Source organism: Achromobacter sp., assembly GCF_032102605.1.
Lineage (GTDB): Bacteria > Pseudomonadota > Gammaproteobacteria > Burkholderiales > Burkholderiaceae_B > Achromobacter.
This window is the reverse complement of sequence record NZ_DAMDGT010000018.1, coordinates 36,859-52,641: the sequence shown is the minus strand read 5'-3', so window position 1 is coordinate 52,641 and position 15,783 is coordinate 36,859. Positions and strand designations below refer to the sequence as shown.

20 protein-coding genes and 1 tRNA gene are annotated in these 15,783 nt (G+C 66.2%); 9 read left to right on the top strand and 12 right to left on the bottom strand.

The window, feature by feature from the left end; genetic code table 11:
• Positions 1 to 4 precede the first annotated feature (4 nt).
• Positions 5 to 730 carry a DNA polymerase III subunit epsilon gene (gene dnaQ, locus RT614_RS26165; RefSeq protein ID WP_313625204.1) on the top strand — a complete coding sequence of 242 codons (726 nt, stop codon included), beginning with the start codon at positions 5 to 7 and terminating at the stop codon, positions 728 to 730.
• A gap of 61 nt (positions 731 to 791) precedes the next feature.
• Positions 792 to 866: transfer RNA gene (locus RT614_RS26160), tRNA-Val, on the top strand.
• 109 nt (positions 867 to 975) lie between these two features.
• Here RT614_RS26160 and RT614_RS26155 read toward each other — a convergent pair.
• Positions 976 to 1,146: a hypothetical protein gene (locus tag RT614_RS26155; protein WP_313625203.1), complete on the bottom strand. Its 171-nt coding sequence runs from the start codon at positions 1,144 to 1,146 to the stop codon at positions 976 to 978.
• Between the two features lie 97 nt (positions 1,147 to 1,243).
• On the opposite strand from RT614_RS26155, the gene RT614_RS26150 reads away from it, so the two are divergent.
• On the top strand, positions 1,244 to 1,411 hold the full coding sequence (locus RT614_RS26150; protein ID WP_313625202.1) for a hypothetical protein: 168 nt from the start codon (positions 1,244 to 1,246) through the stop codon (positions 1,409 to 1,411).
• A gap of 21 nt (positions 1,412 to 1,432) precedes the next feature.
• Here the strand turns inward: RT614_RS26150 and RT614_RS26145 are convergent, their stop codons facing one another.
• The 5 genes from RT614_RS26145 to RT614_RS26125 form a co-directional block, all read right to left on the bottom strand.
• Positions 1,433 to 1,900, bottom strand: coding sequence for a YaiI/YqxD family protein (locus RT614_RS26145; protein ID WP_313625200.1), 468 nt, complete (start codon positions 1,898 to 1,900; stop codon positions 1,433 to 1,435).
• A gap of 5 nt (positions 1,901 to 1,905) precedes the next feature.
• Positions 1,906 to 2,172 carry a hypothetical protein gene (locus tag RT614_RS26140; protein WP_313625198.1) on the bottom strand — a complete coding sequence of 89 codons (267 nt, stop codon included), beginning with the start codon at positions 2,170 to 2,172 and terminating at the stop codon, positions 1,906 to 1,908.
• A gap of 42 nt (positions 2,173 to 2,214) precedes the next feature.
• Entirely contained in the window at positions 2,215 to 3,711 is a 1,497-nt protein-coding gene (locus RT614_RS26135; RefSeq protein WP_313625197.1) for a TAXI family TRAP transporter solute-binding subunit, read from the bottom strand.
• 2 nt (positions 3,712 to 3,713) lie between these two features.
• The gene (gene gltS / locus RT614_RS26130) at positions 3,714 to 4,922 is read right to left on the bottom strand and encodes a sodium/glutamate symporter (protein ID WP_313625195.1); all 1,209 of its coding nucleotides are present in this window, start codon (positions 4,920 to 4,922) and stop codon (positions 3,714 to 3,716) included.
• Between the two features lie 179 nt (positions 4,923 to 5,101).
• Entirely contained in the window at positions 5,102 to 5,605 is a 504-nt protein-coding gene (locus tag RT614_RS26125) for a GNAT family N-acetyltransferase (protein WP_313625303.1), read from the bottom strand.
• 161 nt (positions 5,606 to 5,766) lie between these two features.
• On the opposite strand from RT614_RS26125, the gene RT614_RS26120 reads away from it, so the two are divergent.
• Positions 5,767 to 6,813, top strand: coding sequence for a glycosyltransferase family 2 protein (locus tag RT614_RS26120; RefSeq protein WP_313625193.1), 1,047 nt, complete (start codon positions 5,767 to 5,769; stop codon positions 6,811 to 6,813).
• 30 nt (positions 6,814 to 6,843) lie between these two features.
• On the opposite strand, the gene RT614_RS26115 is transcribed toward RT614_RS26120, so the two are convergent.
• Complete coding sequence (locus RT614_RS26115; protein WP_313625192.1) at positions 6,844 to 7,239, bottom strand: GtrA family protein; 396 nt, start codon at positions 7,237 to 7,239, stop codon at positions 6,844 to 6,846.
• Positions 7,240 to 7,277: 38 nt separating this feature from the next.
• On the opposite strand from RT614_RS26115, the gene RT614_RS26110 reads away from it, so the two are divergent.
• Entirely contained in the window at positions 7,278 to 8,096 is an 819-nt protein-coding gene (locus RT614_RS26110; protein ID WP_313625190.1) for a ChbG/HpnK family deacetylase, read from the top strand.
• 9 nt (positions 8,097 to 8,105) lie between these two features.
• On the opposite strand, the gene RT614_RS26105 is transcribed toward RT614_RS26110, so the two are convergent.
• Positions 8,106 to 8,969 carry a LysR family transcriptional regulator gene (locus tag RT614_RS26105; protein ID WP_313625188.1) on the bottom strand — a complete coding sequence of 288 codons (864 nt, stop codon included), beginning with the start codon at positions 8,967 to 8,969 and terminating at the stop codon, positions 8,106 to 8,108.
• A gap of 108 nt (positions 8,970 to 9,077) precedes the next feature.
• Between RT614_RS26105 and RT614_RS26100 the strand changes: the two genes are divergently transcribed.
• Entirely contained in the window at positions 9,078 to 9,539 is a 462-nt protein-coding gene (locus RT614_RS26100) for a multidrug/biocide efflux PACE transporter (protein ID WP_313625186.1), read from the top strand.
• Here the strand turns inward: RT614_RS26100 and RT614_RS26095 are convergent.
• On the bottom strand, positions 9,536 to 10,423 hold the full coding sequence (locus RT614_RS26095) for an alpha/beta fold hydrolase (RefSeq protein WP_313625184.1): 888 nt from the start codon (positions 10,421 to 10,423) through the stop codon (positions 9,536 to 9,538). The genes RT614_RS26100 and RT614_RS26095 overlap by 4 nt on opposite strands.
• A gap of 81 nt (positions 10,424 to 10,504) precedes the next feature.
• Positions 10,505 to 11,392: a LysR family transcriptional regulator gene (locus tag RT614_RS26090; RefSeq protein ID WP_313625183.1), complete on the bottom strand. Its 888-nt coding sequence runs from the start codon at positions 11,390 to 11,392 to the stop codon at positions 10,505 to 10,507.
• A gap of 97 nt (positions 11,393 to 11,489) precedes the next feature.
• Here RT614_RS26090 and RT614_RS26085 point away from each other — a divergent pair, with 97 nt between their 5' ends.
• Together RT614_RS26085 and RT614_RS26080 are read left to right on the top strand one after the other, a co-directional pair.
• On the top strand, positions 11,490 to 11,894 hold the full coding sequence (locus RT614_RS26085) for a CidA/LrgA family protein (protein WP_313625181.1): 405 nt from the start codon (positions 11,490 to 11,492) through the stop codon (positions 11,892 to 11,894).
• Positions 11,884 to 12,576 carry an LrgB family protein gene (locus RT614_RS26080; protein WP_313625179.1) on the top strand — a complete coding sequence of 231 codons (693 nt, stop codon included), beginning with the start codon at positions 11,884 to 11,886 and terminating at the stop codon, positions 12,574 to 12,576. Before RT614_RS26085 ends, RT614_RS26080 begins: the two co-directional genes overlap by 11 nt.
• A 9-nt stretch (positions 12,577 to 12,585) precedes the next feature.
• Here the strand turns inward: RT614_RS26080 and RT614_RS26075 are convergent, their stop codons facing one another.
• Together RT614_RS26075 and RT614_RS26070 are read right to left on the bottom strand one after the other, a co-directional pair.
• Complete coding sequence (locus RT614_RS26075) at positions 12,586 to 13,230, bottom strand: LysE family translocator (protein WP_313625177.1); 645 nt, start codon at positions 13,228 to 13,230, stop codon at positions 12,586 to 12,588.
• Positions 13,227 to 14,150: a DMT family transporter gene (locus RT614_RS26070; protein ID WP_313625176.1), complete on the bottom strand. Its 924-nt coding sequence runs from the start codon at positions 14,148 to 14,150 to the stop codon at positions 13,227 to 13,229. The genes RT614_RS26075 and RT614_RS26070 overlap by 4 nt, the downstream gene beginning before the upstream one ends.
• Before the next feature lie 184 nt (positions 14,151 to 14,334).
• On the opposite strand from RT614_RS26070, the gene RT614_RS26065 reads away from it, so the two are divergent.
• A complete protein-coding gene (locus RT614_RS26065) occupies positions 14,335 to 15,750 on the top strand; it encodes a PLP-dependent aminotransferase family protein (protein ID WP_313625302.1) in 1,416 nt (471 codons plus the stop codon).
• The last annotated feature ends 33 nt before the right edge of the window (positions 15,751 to 15,783 follow it).

Sequence of the window (15,783 nt, the reverse complement as noted above, 5' to 3'; positions counted from 1 at the left end):
AGTTATGCGCCAGATCATCTTTGACACGGAAACCACCGGACTGGACCCTGCCCAGGGCCATCGCATCGTTGAAATCGGCTGTGTCGAGCTCGTCAACCGCATGGCCACGGGCAACAACCTGCACATCTACCTGAACCCGGACCGCGACAGCGACCCCGAGGCGCTGGCGGTGCACGGGCTGACCACCGAGTTCCTGTCGGACAAGCCGCGCTTCTCCGAGGTCGCCGATGAGTTCGTCAAATTCATCCAAGGCGCCGAACTGATCGCGCACAACGCCGCGTTCGACGTGAAATTCTTCAACGCCGAACTCGCCAAGACCGGCCGCGGCCCGATCAACGACTTCTGCGAAACCGTCACCGACTCGCTGCTGCACGCCCGGTCGCTCTTCCCCGGCAAGCGCAATTCGCTGGACGCGCTGTGCGACCGCTTCGGCATCTCCAACGCCCACCGCACCCTGCACGGCGCATTGCTTGACTCGCAACTGCTGGCGGAAGTCTGGCTCGCCATGACGCGCGGGCAGGATGCGCTGCTGATCGACGTGGACGACAGCGCCGGCACTGGCAGCGACGGCGTGGTGCTGGCGAAGTTCGACGCCTCGGGCCTGCCGGTCCTGTACGCAGCCCCCGAAGAACTGGCCGAGCACGAAGCCTACCTGGCCGCGCTGGACAAATCCGTGAACGGCCAGTGCGTGTGGCGCAAGCTGGAAGCGCCCGCCGAGGTCGCGGCATAAGCGAACTAATTTGGCGACTTGCACACGTTCAAAAAAACGTGCTATTATTTCGCCTCTTTCGGGGTGGTTAGCTCAGTGGTAGAGCACTGCCTTCACACGGCAGGGGTCACTGGTTCGAACCCAGTACTACCCACCAAAGACCCTTCAAAGGTTTTTAAACATTTGAAGAGCCCCAGAAAGACAAGGCCGGTTTCACGCGAGTGGCCAAGGTTTTGTTCTTCGGGCAGTAAGCAAAAAGCCAACCTTCATCGGTTGGCTTTTTTGTTTTGTCTCGCCAGCATCGTGTTGATCGACCCGCATGTTGATCGATCCGCATGTTGATCGCCGCTTGCACGTTGCCGCATTCCGGCCAAATCATTACTCTTCTTCTGATATGCCGCAATCGAGCCCATCGCATCGCGGCCAGCCTGTTTCACGCCTGTCTATCATCGATAAAACGAATTAATGAACGGCGATCGACTGCCCAACCCGGGGCTTCACACCGGTTCAGGGATCGCCAAACAGGAGAAGGCCATGGGTCCGCACACCAACACCATGCTCATCATCATCGTCACCGGCGTGGCGCTCATGCTGATCGGGTTCGGGTTCCGGGATCGGAATCTTGGCATGGCGTTGATGGGGCTGGGCCTTGTCACCGCCATCGGCGCCATCCTGTACAAGGCGTACATCACCTTCTATTGACCGCTGTCGCGGCCGGCGACGTCAGCCTTTTTGCGCCCGTTGCCGGGCAGCGCGGGACAGCAGGCCGTCCAGCTGGTTGGCGAACGCCTTGCGGTCGGCCTGGCTGAACGACGACGGCCCGCCCGTGTCCACGCCGCTGGCGCGCAGCTCTTCCATCATGTCCCGCAGCGCCAGGCGTTCGCGGATGGTTTCCGGCGAATAGCGTTCGCCACGGGGATTGAGCGCCATCGCGCCTTTTTCCAGCACCTGAGCGGCCAGCGGGATGTCGCCGGTGATGACCAGGTCGTCTTTTTCCACACGTTCGGCGATGTGGGCATCGGCCACGTCGAAGCCTCGCGGCACCTGCACGGCGCGGATGAGCGGTGACGGTGGCGTGTAGAGCGCCTGGTTCGCCACCAGCGTCAAGGGCACCTGCCAGCGCTGCGCCGCGCGGTACAGAATGTCCTTGATGACCGCGGGGCAGGCGTCCGCGTCGACCCAGATCTGCATGAAGACTATTCGCCCAACGCTTTCTGCAGCGCTTCGGCGACGAGGTCGTTGGTGGATACGCCGCGCTCGGCTGCGGCGGCGCGCAGTTTGTCGGCTTGCGTTTGGGAAAGCTTGAGCGGGAAAGGCACCAGGCCGGCCGCCTGGTCGAGCTTGCGCTGTTCGCGCCGGTCCGGCATTTGCGAGGCGGCGCCGAAACGGTCAGGCGTGGCCGACTGCTTGAGCTGGCCGGCCAGTTTGAGGGCCTGGTTCTTTTGGAGGTCGAATTTGTTCATCGGAATTCCTGATAGGGAGCGCCATCATAAGCGCAACCGGCCTCAGCGCGGTTTGCCACGCTCCAGTTCGGCGATGCCTTCTTCGGCGCCGTCGTGCAGCGGCACGCTCAGGCCAACGCGGGCGGTGGCGGCCGACACCTGCGATCCCTGCGCCGAGCCGGCTGCCAGCAGGTCCTGACCGGTCTGGTACACGGCGCGCACGACCACCAGCGCCTCGTCGCGCGTCAGGTCGGTGGTGGTCAGCATCAACGCGGCCATGCCGACGGTGGGAATGCGTTCGGGCTGGTTGGGATACGTGCCGGCCGAGATGTCCAGCGGCATCAGCACACTGTTCTCCGACGTCAGGGTCTTGATCGCCGCGGCGTCCAGCGGCAGCAGCTTCAGCTGGGCGGGAATCAGCGCGTCGCGCAGCGGCGTGGCCGGCACCCCGATCACCTGGGCGGCGGCGTCCACGGCTCCAGAGTGCAGCAGCGGCAACGCGGCGATGAACGGCGTCTCCACCACGGTGTAGTCGCGGCCGGCCTGCATGCCATGCGCCGCGAGCACCGATTCCAGCGTGGCGCGCACCGCCGATCCCTCCGGGCCCAGCGCGATCGTCTTGCCTTTCAGGTCCGTCACCCCGCGCAGCGCGGGATCGTCGCGCACCACGATGTGGACCATTTCCGGATAAAGGCTGCCCAGCGCGCGCAGGCCGGGGAACGGACCCTGTTTCGCAAACGGGCCTTTGCCCTCGTAGGCAAGACGGGCGGTGTCGGCCTGGGCAAGCCCGACCACCGCATCTCCACTGCGCAGCAGCGCAATGTTGTCCGCGCCGCCGCCCGTGATCAAGGGAGACACGCGGATCTGGCGCGCGCGCGCCACGTCGCTGAGCGCGCGGGAGAACGCTAGGTATTCGCCACGGTCGGGCCCCCCGGCCAGCGGGTAGCCCTGCTGCAGCCGCGACAGCCGGCCATTGATGCGGGCCACCGATCGCTCCAGTTCCTGCTGCACGACGTGCTGCGCTGTGCTGGAGGCGCTGTAGGAAACCGAATGCGTGATCTGGTCCAGCGTGTCCAGCAATTGGCGAGTCACCGTAGGCGGGGCGCCCGTGTCCAGCGAGGGCGCTTCGGCTGCCTTGAAGCCCGCGGGGGTCACCAGTTTCCATGCGCCGTCTTCCTGCCGGTAGATCGCGCTGGCATGGGCGACGATGCGGTCGCCGGCCTGGTTGCCGCCGGACTTCACGCCGCTGATGCTGCGCGGGCCCGCGCCCAGCAACGTCACCAGCGACGCCGCGCCGGGTTGGTCCCAGGCGCCCAGCGATATGTCTCGGGCCAGCTCCAGATCCACGTCGTAATAGACCACGCGCCGCTTTTCGCCCGGGGGGGCCGTGCTGTCGGTGGCGGAACCCATGCGCCGCAGTTCGGCGATGCGGAACAGATCCTGGCCATAGGTGGCGGCAAGGCTGCGTTCGACGTCGGCGCGCAAGGCGTCGGTGTCCGGCGCGCGGCCGCAAGCCGCCAGCAGCAGGCAAAGCGCAAGCAGAATCAGTTTCTTGAACATGGCTACATCCCTCCCACGAACGGCAAGGGGATCAGCGAGCTCAGGACGATCACGTTCAGGATGTCGACCAGGAAGGCGCCGGTGACGGGAACCACGATGAAGGCCTCGGGCGCGGGGCCGTGGCGCCGCGTGAGCGCCTGCATGTTGGCGATGGCGGTAGCCGTCGCGCCCAGCGCAAACCCGCAGAACGCCGCGGACATGATGGCCGCTTCGTAGTCGCGCTTTAGCATCCGGAACACCACCCAGGCGGCGTACAGCGCGCAGACCAGGGTCTGCACCGCCAGCATCAGCGCCAGCGGACCGGCCAGCCGGGCGACGCTGGACAGGTCCAGCGTCATCATCGTCATGCCCAGGAAGAGCGACAGCGAAATCGTGCCGATGATGTCGGTCGCGCGGTCGTCGAGCCTGATTCCCACCAACGGGCCGGCGTTGCGGATGACCACGCCGGTGGCCAGGCACCACAGGAAATTGGGCAGGCTGACCGGGGCGTTTTCCACCCAGGCCGCCAGGATGCCGCCCACCACCAGGCAGACGAATGCCGCCGTCAGGGACAGGATGAAGGTGCCGGGGTTGGGCGGCTGGCGATCCTCTTTCAGGTCGACAACCTGGCCGCCTTCGCCGGCGGCGGGATCCTTGCTGCCCGACACCTTGTAGCGCCGTATGATCCATTCGGCCACCGGCCCGCCCACCACGCCGCCCAGGACCAGGCCCAGCGTCGCCGCCGTCATGGCCAGCGGCATCACGTCCTGGATGTTGTTGAAATCCGCAAAGCGGGTGGCGTACGCGGCGCCGGTTCCGTGTCCGCCCACCAGCGTGATCGTGCCGCCCAGAAGGCCCATCAGCGGATGCATGTCCAGCAGCCAGGCCATGCCCAGGCCCACGGCGTTCTGCAGGACCAGGAACGGAATCAGCACCATCAGGAAGGCGATGAGGCGGGGGCCGCCGCGGGCCAGCAGTTTCAGGTCTGCGGTCAGCCCGATGCATCCGAAAAAGAGCAGCAGCAGGGTGGGCTTGATGCTGGTCTCCAGTGAGACCGCCATGCCGCCCCACGTCGACAGCAGGTAAGCCAGCACGGCGAACAGCAAGCCGCCCACGATGGGATCGGGAATGCTGTAGCGGGCCAGGATGCCGATGCGGGTGGTCAGCACGCGTCCGACGACGAGGACCAGGCAGCAGGCGAGAAAAGACTGGACGGGCGAAAGCGAGATCATATGAACCTTCGCGCCCCGCCGGGGCGCAGCAAGTCAGGCTATTCGAACCATTGCCGCCGCATCGCTCGCGGACTGCGGATCTATCTTACGGCTGGCGGGGGCTGGCTGTACACGGGGTGGAAGGTTGAGTCATACGGCGCTTGGTGGATCTGACGCCGAGGGGCCGCGGCGCAAACCGCCTAGAAGGGAAAGCCGCGCGACATGTAACTGGCGTTGGGGCCGTACCCGGCCAGCTTATCGGCCAGCCCGGCGCTATTCGCGGCCAGCGGCGCGTATCCGTGGCGCAGCCAGTAGCCCGCCGCGGACGCCAGCGATACCAGGCTGGCGTGCGTCAGGCCATTGTGCATGGCGCGCCCGGCGGCCGCGCGCACCAGGGCCTGGCCCACGCCCAACCCTTGCGCCTCCGGCACGACCGCGCAGTCGTGCAGGAACCAGTGGTCGGCGCCGGCTGGCAAGGCGGTCAATGGCACATCCAGGGCGGGCGGCAAGCCGGCGTCCCAGGGGTAGGAAACGAGATAACCGAACAACTCCTTGCCCGCCAGGCCTTCGCCGGCTTGGGCCACCCAGCAGTATTGCGGGGCCAGGGCAAGACGATTCAGGAAGAATTCCGCGCTTTCCAGCAGGAAGCGGGGATAGGCCAGGGTCTGGGCCAGAAGGATGGCGTCCACATCGCTGGCCAGCATGGGGCGGACTTGGAATTGCATGACGACCTGCTAACGGGAGATGGCGCGCCATTTTAATGAACCGCGTTCCGCGCGGGCATCGCGGGCATTTCATGAAAATTCGACGAGGCCCTGCGCATACTGCCCGCATCGTGTCCGCATTCCCTGTCGTCAAAGTCCCAATGCACATCCAATTTCGATCCGACCCGCTTTTGCAGCACTTGCCGGCCAAATCGTTTCCGCTGAGATCGGTTTGGCCGCCGCAGGCGGCGGACGTGCCTTATGACACGCGTGTCAGCTGCGTCATTCCCTGCCTGAACGAATGCGAGAACCTGCGGGTATTGCTGCCCTTGCTGCGTAACCGGCTGTCCGCGCTGTGCACCAGTTGGGAGATCATCGTGGCCGACGACGGCAGCACCGATGGCACCGACGACCTGATGGCGGAATGGGTCGAACACGACGGATTCCGGCATGTCGAGCTGTCCCGCAACTTTGGCAAGGAAGCCGCGCTCAGCGCCGGCCTGGAGGCCGCCACCGGAAACGTGGTGATCTGCCTGGACGCCGACCTGCAGCATCCGCCCGCGCTGATCGAGCAGATGCTTGCGCGCTGGGCGGCCGGCGCCGAGATGGTCTACGCCGTGCGCGAGGACCGCGCCGACGAATCCTGGATCAAGCGGTCGGGCGCGCGTTGGTTCTACAAACTGCTCAGCGGCGCGCGCGGCGTGCAGGTGCCCGCGCACGCCGGGGACTTCCGGCTGATGGACCGCGGCGTGGTGGACGCGCTGATCGCCTTGCCCGAGCGCACGCGCTTCATGAAAGGCCTGTATGCGTGGGTCGGCTTCAAGGGCGAGGCTTTGCCCTACACACCGGACGAACGCATGCATGGCGCCAGCCGTTACAGCGGCCTTCGTCTGTTTCGCCTTGCGTTGGACGGCCTGACCGCCTTCACCACGTGGCCGCTGCGCCTGGTCAGCGTGGTCGGTGTCGCGTTCGCCGTGCTGGCGCTGGCCTACGCCGTCTTCCTGGTGGGCGACTATCTGTTGTCGGGCAACGCGGTTTCCGGTTGGACGACCATCGTCACGGCGGTGCTGTTCTTCGCCGGCGTCAATCTCATATCGCTGGGCGTGGTGGGCGAATACGTCGCCCGCATCTTTGACGAGGTAAAGGGCCGGCCGCTCTTCGTCGTCCGGCAAAGGCGCGGCCGTCCCGCAGGAAAGGCTCAGAACTGACCTGGGCTTGCCGCCGCGCCCCGGCGGATTTCAAGCAGGCGATTTGTGCCGGAACGCCCACAGGCGGCTGGCGACGAAGGTGGCGAACGCCAACCCGATCAGGATCAGCGCGAGCAGCGTGTCGTACGGGATGTCCGTGGCGTGCAGCAGCCACGCGTAGGCCGATTCGTTGATCGCGAAGCCAATGGCGGAAATCAGGAAGAAACGGCGGGCCGCCACGGTCCAGGGTATGGGCGATTGCCGAAAGGTAAGGCGGTAATGGCCGCTGAAGGAAACGACGAAGGCGGTCAGCCATCCGACCAGGTTGGCGGCCAGTGGCGGGGCGCCGAAGGCTTCGACACAACCCACGGCAACGGCCCAGTGGGTGGCCGCCGCGGCGCAGCCGACGGCGACGAAGAGACTGATTTGCCGGAGCAGGGCGCGCATGTCGAAGGGAACTGAAGAAAGAATGAAGGTGCGGACAGATGAATAAAAACGTAGCGGTGTGCGGTGACGATTTTGGCATGAATGCGGACATCGACGAGGGCATGATTGCGTTGGCGCGCATGCAGCGTCTCAGCGCGGTGAGCTGCCTGGCGCTGGGCCCGACGTTCGCCGCGAATGCGCCGCGCCTGAACGCGCTGGACGTGGATATCGGGTTGCATGTGAACCTCTCTGAAACGCTGGATCCGACGGCGGATCCGATGCCCTCGTTAAGCACGTTGATCCTGAAGGCCTACACCGGTCTCCTTGACGTCGCCTGGATCGATGCGCAGCTGGCCCGGCAGTTCGATGCCTTCGAAGCCGCATTCGGCCGCGCGCCGGACTATGTCGACGGCCACCAGCACGTGCATCAGTTGCCGCGCATCCGCAAGCGCATCCTGGCGCTGCTCAAGCAACGCTATGCAGCGAATCCGCCGTGGCTGCGCCACACCAGGCCCGGCACGTATAGCGGCATTCCACTGAAGGAAACGCTCAAGGCCCGAATCATCGGCGCGTTGGGGGCGCGAGCGCTGGCGCAAGAAGCGCGTTCCAACGGCTTGCTGACGAACCGGCGATTCCTGGGCGTATATGCGTTCGATGGCGGCAGGCGGGGCTATGCGCGTCTGCTGAAGACCTGGCTTGCCAATGCCCGCGAGGGCGACCTTCTGATGTGCCATCCCGCCCTGGGCGACGCGGCGGGCAACAACGCCATGGCGCGCCAGCGGCAGGCCGAATTTGACGTCTTGGCCAATCCCAAGCTGGACAACTGGCTGGATGCCAACGGCGTGCGCATCACGCGCCTGCGGTTCCCGGCGGACTGACGCGGCAGGCTATCCCTGCGTCAGGCTCTGCAAGAGCCACGCGCCGGCCGGCCCAAGCGCGCGGCGGGTGGACCACACCGCGTCCACGCGGATCTGGCGCGGCCAGCCCGGCACGTTCAGTTCGACCAACTGATCTCCGCCAAAGCGCTGGATCATCCAGCGCGGCAACTCGGTCCAGCCAAACCCCAGGCTGGCCATTTCCAGCAGCATCAGATAGCCGGGCGCCGACCAGGTTGCGTGCGCGGGCGTCGCATCCTTGTCGTCCAGTTCAAAGGTGCTAAGCCGCAGCTCGCGTTCGGCCTTCAGGTGGTCGGCCGTCACGGCCGGCAGGCTGGCAAGCGCGTGGGATCGCCCCACGCACAAAACGATTTCCGACCCTTCCGCCAGGCAGGCGTGCGCCACGTCGGGCGGATAGGTCTCCTGCGCGGCCATCAGCCCCACATGCGCGCGGCCCTGCTGCACCAGCGCCACCACATCCTCGTACTCGGCGATCAGGCATTCGAACCGCAGCGCGGGATAGCGCTGGTCGATCTGGCTGAGCATGGCCTCGAACGTGCGCGACTGGAACGTATCGGACAAGACGACGGTAAGCCGGGGTTCCAGGCCTTCGGAAAGCTGGCTGGCGCTGCGGTTCAGGCGGTCGTTGGCGGCCAGCACCTGCAAGGCCTGTCCCAGCAGCACCTTGCCCGCCGACGTCAGGGAGGGCTGCCGCTGGCTGCGGTCGAACAGTGTGACGTTCAGGTCCACTTCCAGATTTGCGATCGTTTCGCTGATGGTGGACTGGCTCTTGCCCAATTTGCGGGCGGCAGCCGAGAACGAACCTTCGGAGGCCACTTGGGCGAAGGCGGCCAGCGATTCGAGGGAATGGCGCATGCTTGTCTGGGTGAGGTGTATCGGTTTTTCCGATGGATATTATCTTTATCGTACCGGAAATGTCGCGGACAATGCCGTCACTCCGTAGCAAACGACCGCAGGTGGGTCATGACGCAAGCCAACAAGACAATCAAAGAACGTTTCCTTCACGCCTTTCTGTTCGAAATCATCGCGATCGGCCTGTGCGCGCCGGTGGCGGCGTGGGCCATGGGCAAGTCCCTGTTCGAAATGGGGGTGCTCACGGCCGTGATCGCCTGGATCGCGCTGGTGTGGAACATGATCTACAACGCGGGATTCGACCGGATTGAAAACCGCCTGGGTTGGACGCGCACCTTCCGCATTCGCGTGGTGCACGCGTTCGGATTCGAATTCGGGCTGATCCTGATCGTGATCCCGCTGGCGGCGTGGTGGCTCAATATCAGCCTGTGGGAAGCGTTCGTGCTGGATATCGCGCTGGTGCTGTTCTATCTGCCCTACGCGTTCTTCTACAACCTGGCCTACGACCGCGCCCGGCCCCGGGTGCTGAAATGGCTGGCCCGTCGTGCCGACGGCGCAGAGGCCCGGGCCTAACCCTTGTTGCGCTGGTAGGCCTGGCTGGCGTCCTGCATGAAGGTCTTCACGGCCGATTCGTATTGCGTGCCGCTGCGGAACGCGCCCGAGTGCGAGGCGCCTTCGATCTTCACCAGGCGCTTCAGGTCCGGCGCCACGTTGCGCGCGGCCGCGAACAATTCATCGCTCATGGTGTGCGGCACGACGCGATCGGCGGTGCCATGCATGAACAGCATCGGTGTGTGCAACTGCGCCAGCTTGTCCACCGACGCGAACGGCTGCGTGACCAGCAGGCTGGCGCCGGGCACCTTGCCCCAGCGCAGGGTCGCCAGCATCGCGCCGATGCTGGTGAAGCTGGATTCCACGATCAGGCCCGCAAAATCCGGCTGTTCGGGGCGCGAAGCCAGGTCGATGGCGATAGCGCCGCCCAGGCTGTGTCCGTACACGAAGCGGCGCGCGGGATCCGGCTGAAGCCGCGCCAACTCCTTCAGCCCCGCCATGGCGTCTTCAAGCGCGCTTTCTTCGGACGGCAGTCGCGGCGACGACGCGCCGAAACCGCGATAGTCGATCGCCAGCACGGAATAGCCCATGCGGGCCCAGCCGTCGATGCGAAACGCGCTGCCGTTCAGGTTCCATCGCGCGCCATGCAGATACAGAACCGTGGGAGCGCCCGCGTTCGGACTTTGCCAGTACCAGGCGCGCACCTTGTCGTCGTTGGCCAGCGTCAGGTCGTAGACCTCGGTGCCCGCAGCAGGCTCGCGCCACCAGGTTTGCGGTTCGGACTGGGGAGAAAAAATCGTCTGGCGCTGCCAGGAATCCAGTTGCGTGCAGCCCACCACGCCGGAGGCGCAGAGCAAAATGGCGACGAACAGTCGACGGGCGGAAAATCGGGGCAGGGCGGGCATGAATGGTCTGACCCTGCAAGTCGGGTAGGGTTCCGGCATCAGCATACTCCGGCGCGGCGGGCGGGGCCCAGCGCCGCGCGTTCATGCCGTGGCGGGATGGACCTCGCGCGTAAGGGCAAGCCAGGCCTGTGCGGCGTGCGACAGGTAACCGCCCCGGCGCCACACCAGGACCATCTCCCAATCCGTCCCCGCGTCGCGCAGGGGCACGCGCGCCACGCCTGCGTGCAGTTCCTCGTTGGCCTTGATGCGCGGCAGGAACGCGACGCCCAGCCCGGCCGCCACCAACGCCACGATGAAATCGATCTGGCCGCTGCGTGCCGCAATGGCCGGCGCAAAGCCGGCGCGTTGGCAGGCGTCGTGAAGGATCCGGTTCAGGGCGAAGCCCGTTTCGAACAGGATGAAGGGCGAATCCCGCAACTCGTCCAGTCCCACCGATTTCGCCCGCGCGTGCGGATGGTCGGCGGGCATCAGGGCCACCAGCGGTTCGCGCGCAACGGGCTGCCACTCGAAGTTGTCGGGCACCGGCTTCAGCGACGCCGCCAGTTCGATCTCGCCGGCCATTACCATCTCTTCAAGGCGCCGGCTGCCATGTTCCACCAGGCTGATTTCGATGCGCGGGTAGCGGCTGCGAAAGCGCGCGAACATCGGCGCGAACAGCGAACTGCTGCCCAGCGGCGGCAGGCCCAGGCGCAGCACGCCGCGTTTCAATCCCTTCAGTTCGTCGAGCTCGGCGTTCAGGTCGTCGCGCTCCGCCAACATCGTCAGGGCGCGCCGATAGACGATCTCGCCTGCGGCGGTCAGCCGTAAGGGTTGGGCGTGGCGGTCCAGCAACGGCATGCCCAATTCGTCCTCCAACTGGCGAACGGCCTTGCTGACCGTGGGCTGGGTCGCGTAGATGACTTTGGCGGCCTGCGAAAAGCCGCCTTGGCGGACGACCTCGACCAACGCGCGAAGGGTGCGCAATTCCATATATATGCCGATTTGGAATAAGGTGAATTCTTCGAATTCATTTTATCTATAGGGCTGCCAGGCGTAAAACATGAGCTTGCCGCTGGAACCCTGTCACATGTCTCGCTTACGCCTTTCCGTTCTTTTGCGCAGCACGCTGCGCCGCAGCCGAATGCTGCAGATCGCCTTGATCATCCTGTTTTCGCTGCTGGGACAGGCGCTGGCGCTGGCCTCGGGCCTGCCCGTGCCGGGCGGGGTGATTGGCATGGCGTTGGTGCTGGTCCTCCTGGCCACGCGGCGGTTGCGGGTGCGCAACGTGCAGCGTGGCGCAAGCTGGCTGCTTGGGGAGATGCTGCTGTTCTTCGTGCCCGCGGTCATGTCGCTGCTGGACCACCGCGAATTCCTGGGCTTGCTGGGCTTGAAACTGCTGGCCGTGATTCTGCTCGGCACCGCGCTGGTCATGGCCGGCACGGCGTTGACCATTGACTTCTGCTACCGCTGGATGAATCGCCGTGCCGTTTGAATTCAACCTGGTGTTCTGGCCGGCGGCCACGGTCGCGGCCTACGTGTGCGCGCGGCTCTTCTACCGTCGCTACGCCTACTGGTGGACGTCCACGCTGGTCGTCGCGCCCGCGCTCCTGCTGACGCTGGCGCTCGTGCTGCATACGGGCTATCGGGATTACATGTCCGGCTCGCATTGGCTGATGGCCATGCTGGGACCCGTCATCGTGGCGTTTGCGCTGCCGCTGTATGAACAGCGCGGCCTGATCCGGCGCTACTGGCCCGTGCTGGCGGCGGGTGTCGCGGTGGGTAGCGGCATCGCCGGCGCCAGCGCCTGGCTGCTGGGCAGCTTGCTGGACCTGCCGCCAGACCTGCGGCTCAGCCTGTTGCCGCGTTCCGTGGCAACGCCATTCGCCGTGGCCGTGTCGTCCCACGTGGGCGGCGTGCCGGATCTGACCGCCGTCTTCGTGATCGTCACCGGCGTTTTCGGCGCTGCGATCGGGCAACTGATGTGCCGGTGGCTGCCGCTGCGTTCGGCGCTGGCGCGCGGCGCGCTGTTCGGCATGGGCGCGCACGGGGCGGGCACCGCCAAAGCGCGTGAGATGGCCGCCGAAGAGGGCGCCGTCGCCGGCCTGGTCATGGTGATGGCGGGCCTATTCAACGTGCTGGTCACGCCGGCGGTGGTGGTCGGGCTGCTGGCCTGAACCTGCCCGTTAGCGCAGCAGTTCCAGGGCCACCGGATAGAGCGACGCCACCAGCAGCAGGGCCATGCCCACGTTGAAGGCGCGGATCGCCGCCGGCTTGTGCAGCACGCGCCGCAGCGCCGTGCCGAACGTCACCCAGATGCCGATGCTGGGCAGGTTGACCACGCCACACACGATCGTGGCGATCACCAGGTTTGCGAAGAAGCCATTTTGCGGGGTGTAGGTGGCCACCACGCCCACGGCCATCACCCACGCCTTGGGATTAACCCACTGGAAGGCCGCCGCCTGCAGGAACGTGAACGGCTTGCCGCGCGCCTTGCCCTCTTCCAGCGGACCCGAGTTTGCAATCTTCCAGGCCAGGTAAAGCAGATAGGCGGCGCCCGCGTACTTCAACACGGTGTACAGGCCGGGCGTCTGCTGAAAGACCGAGCCCAGGCCGACGCCCACTAGGAAAATCATCAGCGTGAACCCCAGGTTCACGCCCAGCAAATGAGGCAGGCTGCGGCGAAAGCCGAAGTTCAGTCCCGACGAGGCCAGCATTACATTGTTGGGGCCGGGCGTGATGGAACTGACCAGCGCGAACAGCGCCAGGGGACCCAGCAGGGACAGGGAAGCAAGGGGGATATCAGCCCAGTTGGCGGTGAACAGGCTCATTTTGAAGTCCTCACGATGGCGCGGCGGCCACCGGCAATAACGGCAATCACGGCGGCTGCGAACACGAACGTCGCGGCCTCGACGGATTCGCCAAACAGCAGGGCGGCGGCCACCACGGTAAGGAACGGTTGCAGCAACTGCACTTGTCCCACGCGGGCGATCCCGCCCGCGGCCAGCCCGCGATACCAGGCGAAAAAGCCCAGGAACATCGAACCGAACGCCAGGTAGGCGCAGGCGGCCACGACGTCCGTGCTGGGCCAGTGCGCCTGCTGAGCGGCCATCCAGCCTACGGGGACGACGACCACGGGGGCGCTGATCGCCAGCGCCCAACATATTGTGCGCCAGCCGCCCAGCGTGCGCGAGGCCCGCGCGCCTTCGGCGTAACCCAGCCCGCCCAACACCACGGCCACCAGCAGCCACAGGTAGCCGGCCGTGAGCGTGCCTTCCCCCTGGCGTAGCGCATAAGCCGTGACCAGCGCGGCGCCCACGAAGGCCCAGCCCCAGAAGGCGGCAGACGGGCGTTCGCCGCTGCGCAGCGCGGCAAACGCAGCGGTCGATAGCGGCAGCAGGCCGTTGAACACCGCGCCCTGCGAAGACGGAACCGTCTGCATCGCAAGGGACGAAGCCAGCGGCCATCCCACGACGATGCCCAGCGCCGCCAGGAGGACGCCGGGCCATTCCTGCCGATTGGGCCGGCGGCTGCGGGTCAGCCACAGCAGGGCGACGGCGGGCAGGGCGGCAATCAACGCGCGGCCCAGCCCCACCAGCAAGGGGGCCAATTCGGCCACCGCCAGCCGGGTCATCGGCAAGGTCAGCGAAAACACCAGCACGCCCAGAAAGCCGTACCCATATCCTTCCCAAAGGGCGGAAGAGTCGGCGGGGCGGGCCGGGGGCGTGGGGTACAGCAGGGGACGAGTCATGACGGCACCGGAGGGGAATTTTGGAATCTGCGGCGCCTGCAGTTGCAGGCCGGCCGCATTGCTGTCACTCTACGCATAGCCATCAGTACAGTACCGGTACACCTTGGCATGTCACTTTAATCACTGGCCTGGTGAAATCTCCATGACAGTTACGCCTTCAGCCCCCTCCATCCCCTGGCAGCCCGTGCGCCAGGCCGACGCCACCCTGGTCGCGCAGCTGGCCGACGGCCTGGCCCGCCGCATCGACGAACAAGGCCTGCGCCCCGGCACTCGTCTGCCGTCCATCCGGAAAATGGCCGAGCAGTCCGGCGTCAGCCGTTTCACCGTCGTCGAAGCCTACGATCGCCTGGTGGCGCGCGGATTGGTCCAGTCGCGGCGTGGCGCGGGGTTCTTCGTGCGGGCGCGCAGCGGCCCGCTGGCGGCGGTGGCCACGGCCGCGCCCAGTACGCTGGCGGCGCCGGCACGCGTGGACATCGCCTGGTTGCTGCGCAGTATGTTCCGCGAATCCCAGGCGCCCGGCATGCCCGGCGGCGCGGGCCTGCTCCCGGCCGACTGGCTGGATCCCGAGATGGTGGCGGGCGCCGTGCGGGCGGTGGGCCGCTCGGTGCGCGCCAACCTGGTCAGCTACGGCAGTCCCCAGGGATTCGGGCCCCTGCGCCAGCAGATCGCGGCGCTGCTGCAGAACGAAGGCGTGCCCGCGCATCCCGAACTCAATCTGCTGACGACCAACGGCGTCACCCACGGCCTGGACCTGGTCGCGCGGCATCTGGTCAAGCCGGGCGACACCGTCCTGGTCGAGGACCCCGCCTGGTTCGTCATATTCGGCCGGCTGGCGGCTTTCGGCGCCCAACTGATCGGCGTGCCTCGCGGTCCGGATGGTCCGGACCTTGCGCAGCTGGAGCAGCTGGCGGCGCAGCACAAGCCCAAGCTCTTCATCATCAACGGCGCGGTCCACAATCCCACCGGGCACACACTGTCCGCCGGAGCGGCCTACGGCATCCTGCGCATTGCCGAACGCCACGACTTCATGGTCGTCGAGGACGACACCTACGGCGACCTGCATCCGGGCGGCGCCATCAAGCTGGCCGCGCTGGACCGCCTGAACCGCGTCATCTTCGTCAGCGGCTATTCCAAGATGCTGGCCGCCAGCCTGCGCGTGGGATACGTGGCTGCCAATCCCGAGGTCCTGCAGCGGCTGGCGGACCTGAAGATGCTGGCGGGACTGACCTCGCCCGAACTGGGCGAGCGCGTCGTGCACCGGGTCCTCATGGAGGGCCAGTACCGCCGTCATATCGAACGCGTCCGCACGCGGGTCGACGACGCTCGCCAGCGCTGCATGAAAGGACTGATGAAACTGGGGCTGAAGGTGCCTCATGAGCCGCACGCCGGCATGTTCGTCTGGGCCGATTGCGGGCGGGATACCGAAGTGCTGGCCCGTGCCGCCGCCGACCGCGGCATGCTGCTGGCGCCGGGCACGCTGTTCTCGCCGTCACAGGCGCCGTCCACCATGCTGCGGTTCTCGGTGTCCATCGCCGACCACCGGGGCATCTGGAGCGAATTGGAAAAACTTTTCGCGCAAAACGGCTCCTACAATCAATAATATGCAGCTGTATCGCCAAGCCATCGAAGGAAC

Coding starts and splice junctions, on each gene's coding strand:
- dnaQ (WP_313625204.1), top strand. CDS start 5: ATGCGCCAGATCATCTTTGACACGGAAACCACCGGACTGGACCCTGCC.
- RT614_RS26150 (WP_313625202.1), top strand. CDS start 1,244: ATGGGTCCGCACACCAACACCATGCTCATCATCATCGTCACCGGCGTG.
- RT614_RS26145 (WP_313625200.1), bottom strand. CDS start 1,900: ATGCAGATCTGGGTCGACGCGGACGCCTGCCCCGCGGTCATCAAGGAC.
- RT614_RS26140 (WP_313625198.1), bottom strand. CDS start 2,172: ATGAACAAATTCGACCTCCAAAAGAACCAGGCCCTCAAACTGGCCGGC.
- RT614_RS26135 (WP_313625197.1), bottom strand. CDS start 3,711: ATGTTCAAGAAACTGATTCTGCTTGCGCTTTGCCTGCTGCTGGCGGCT.
- gltS (WP_313625195.1), bottom strand. CDS start 4,922: ATGATCTCGCTTTCGCCCGTCCAGTCTTTTCTCGCCTGCTGCCTGGTC.
- RT614_RS26125 (WP_313625303.1), bottom strand. CDS start 5,605: ATGCTGGCCAGCGATGTGGACGCCATCCTTCTGGCCCAGACCCTGGCC.
- RT614_RS26120 (WP_313625193.1), top strand. CDS start 5,767: ATGCACATCCAATTTCGATCCGACCCGCTTTTGCAGCACTTGCCGGCC.
- RT614_RS26115 (WP_313625192.1), bottom strand. CDS start 7,239: ATGCGCGCCCTGCTCCGGCAAATCAGTCTCTTCGTCGCCGTCGGCTGC.
- RT614_RS26110 (WP_313625190.1), top strand. CDS start 7,278: ATGAATAAAAACGTAGCGGTGTGCGGTGACGATTTTGGCATGAATGCG.
- RT614_RS26105 (WP_313625188.1), bottom strand. CDS start 8,969: ATGCGCCATTCCCTCGAATCGCTGGCCGCCTTCGCCCAAGTGGCCTCC.
- RT614_RS26100 (WP_313625186.1), top strand. CDS start 9,078: ATGACGCAAGCCAACAAGACAATCAAAGAACGTTTCCTTCACGCCTTT.
- RT614_RS26095 (WP_313625184.1), bottom strand. CDS start 10,423: ATGCCCGCCCTGCCCCGATTTTCCGCCCGTCGACTGTTCGTCGCCATT.
- RT614_RS26090 (WP_313625183.1), bottom strand. CDS start 11,392: ATGGAATTGCGCACCCTTCGCGCGTTGGTCGAGGTCGTCCGCCAAGGC.
- RT614_RS26085 (WP_313625181.1), top strand. CDS start 11,490: ATGTCTCGCTTACGCCTTTCCGTTCTTTTGCGCAGCACGCTGCGCCGC.
- RT614_RS26075 (WP_313625177.1), bottom strand. CDS start 13,230: ATGAGCCTGTTCACCGCCAACTGGGCTGATATCCCCCTTGCTTCCCTG.
- RT614_RS26070 (WP_313625176.1), bottom strand. CDS start 14,150: ATGACTCGTCCCCTGCTGTACCCCACGCCCCCGGCCCGCCCCGCCGAC.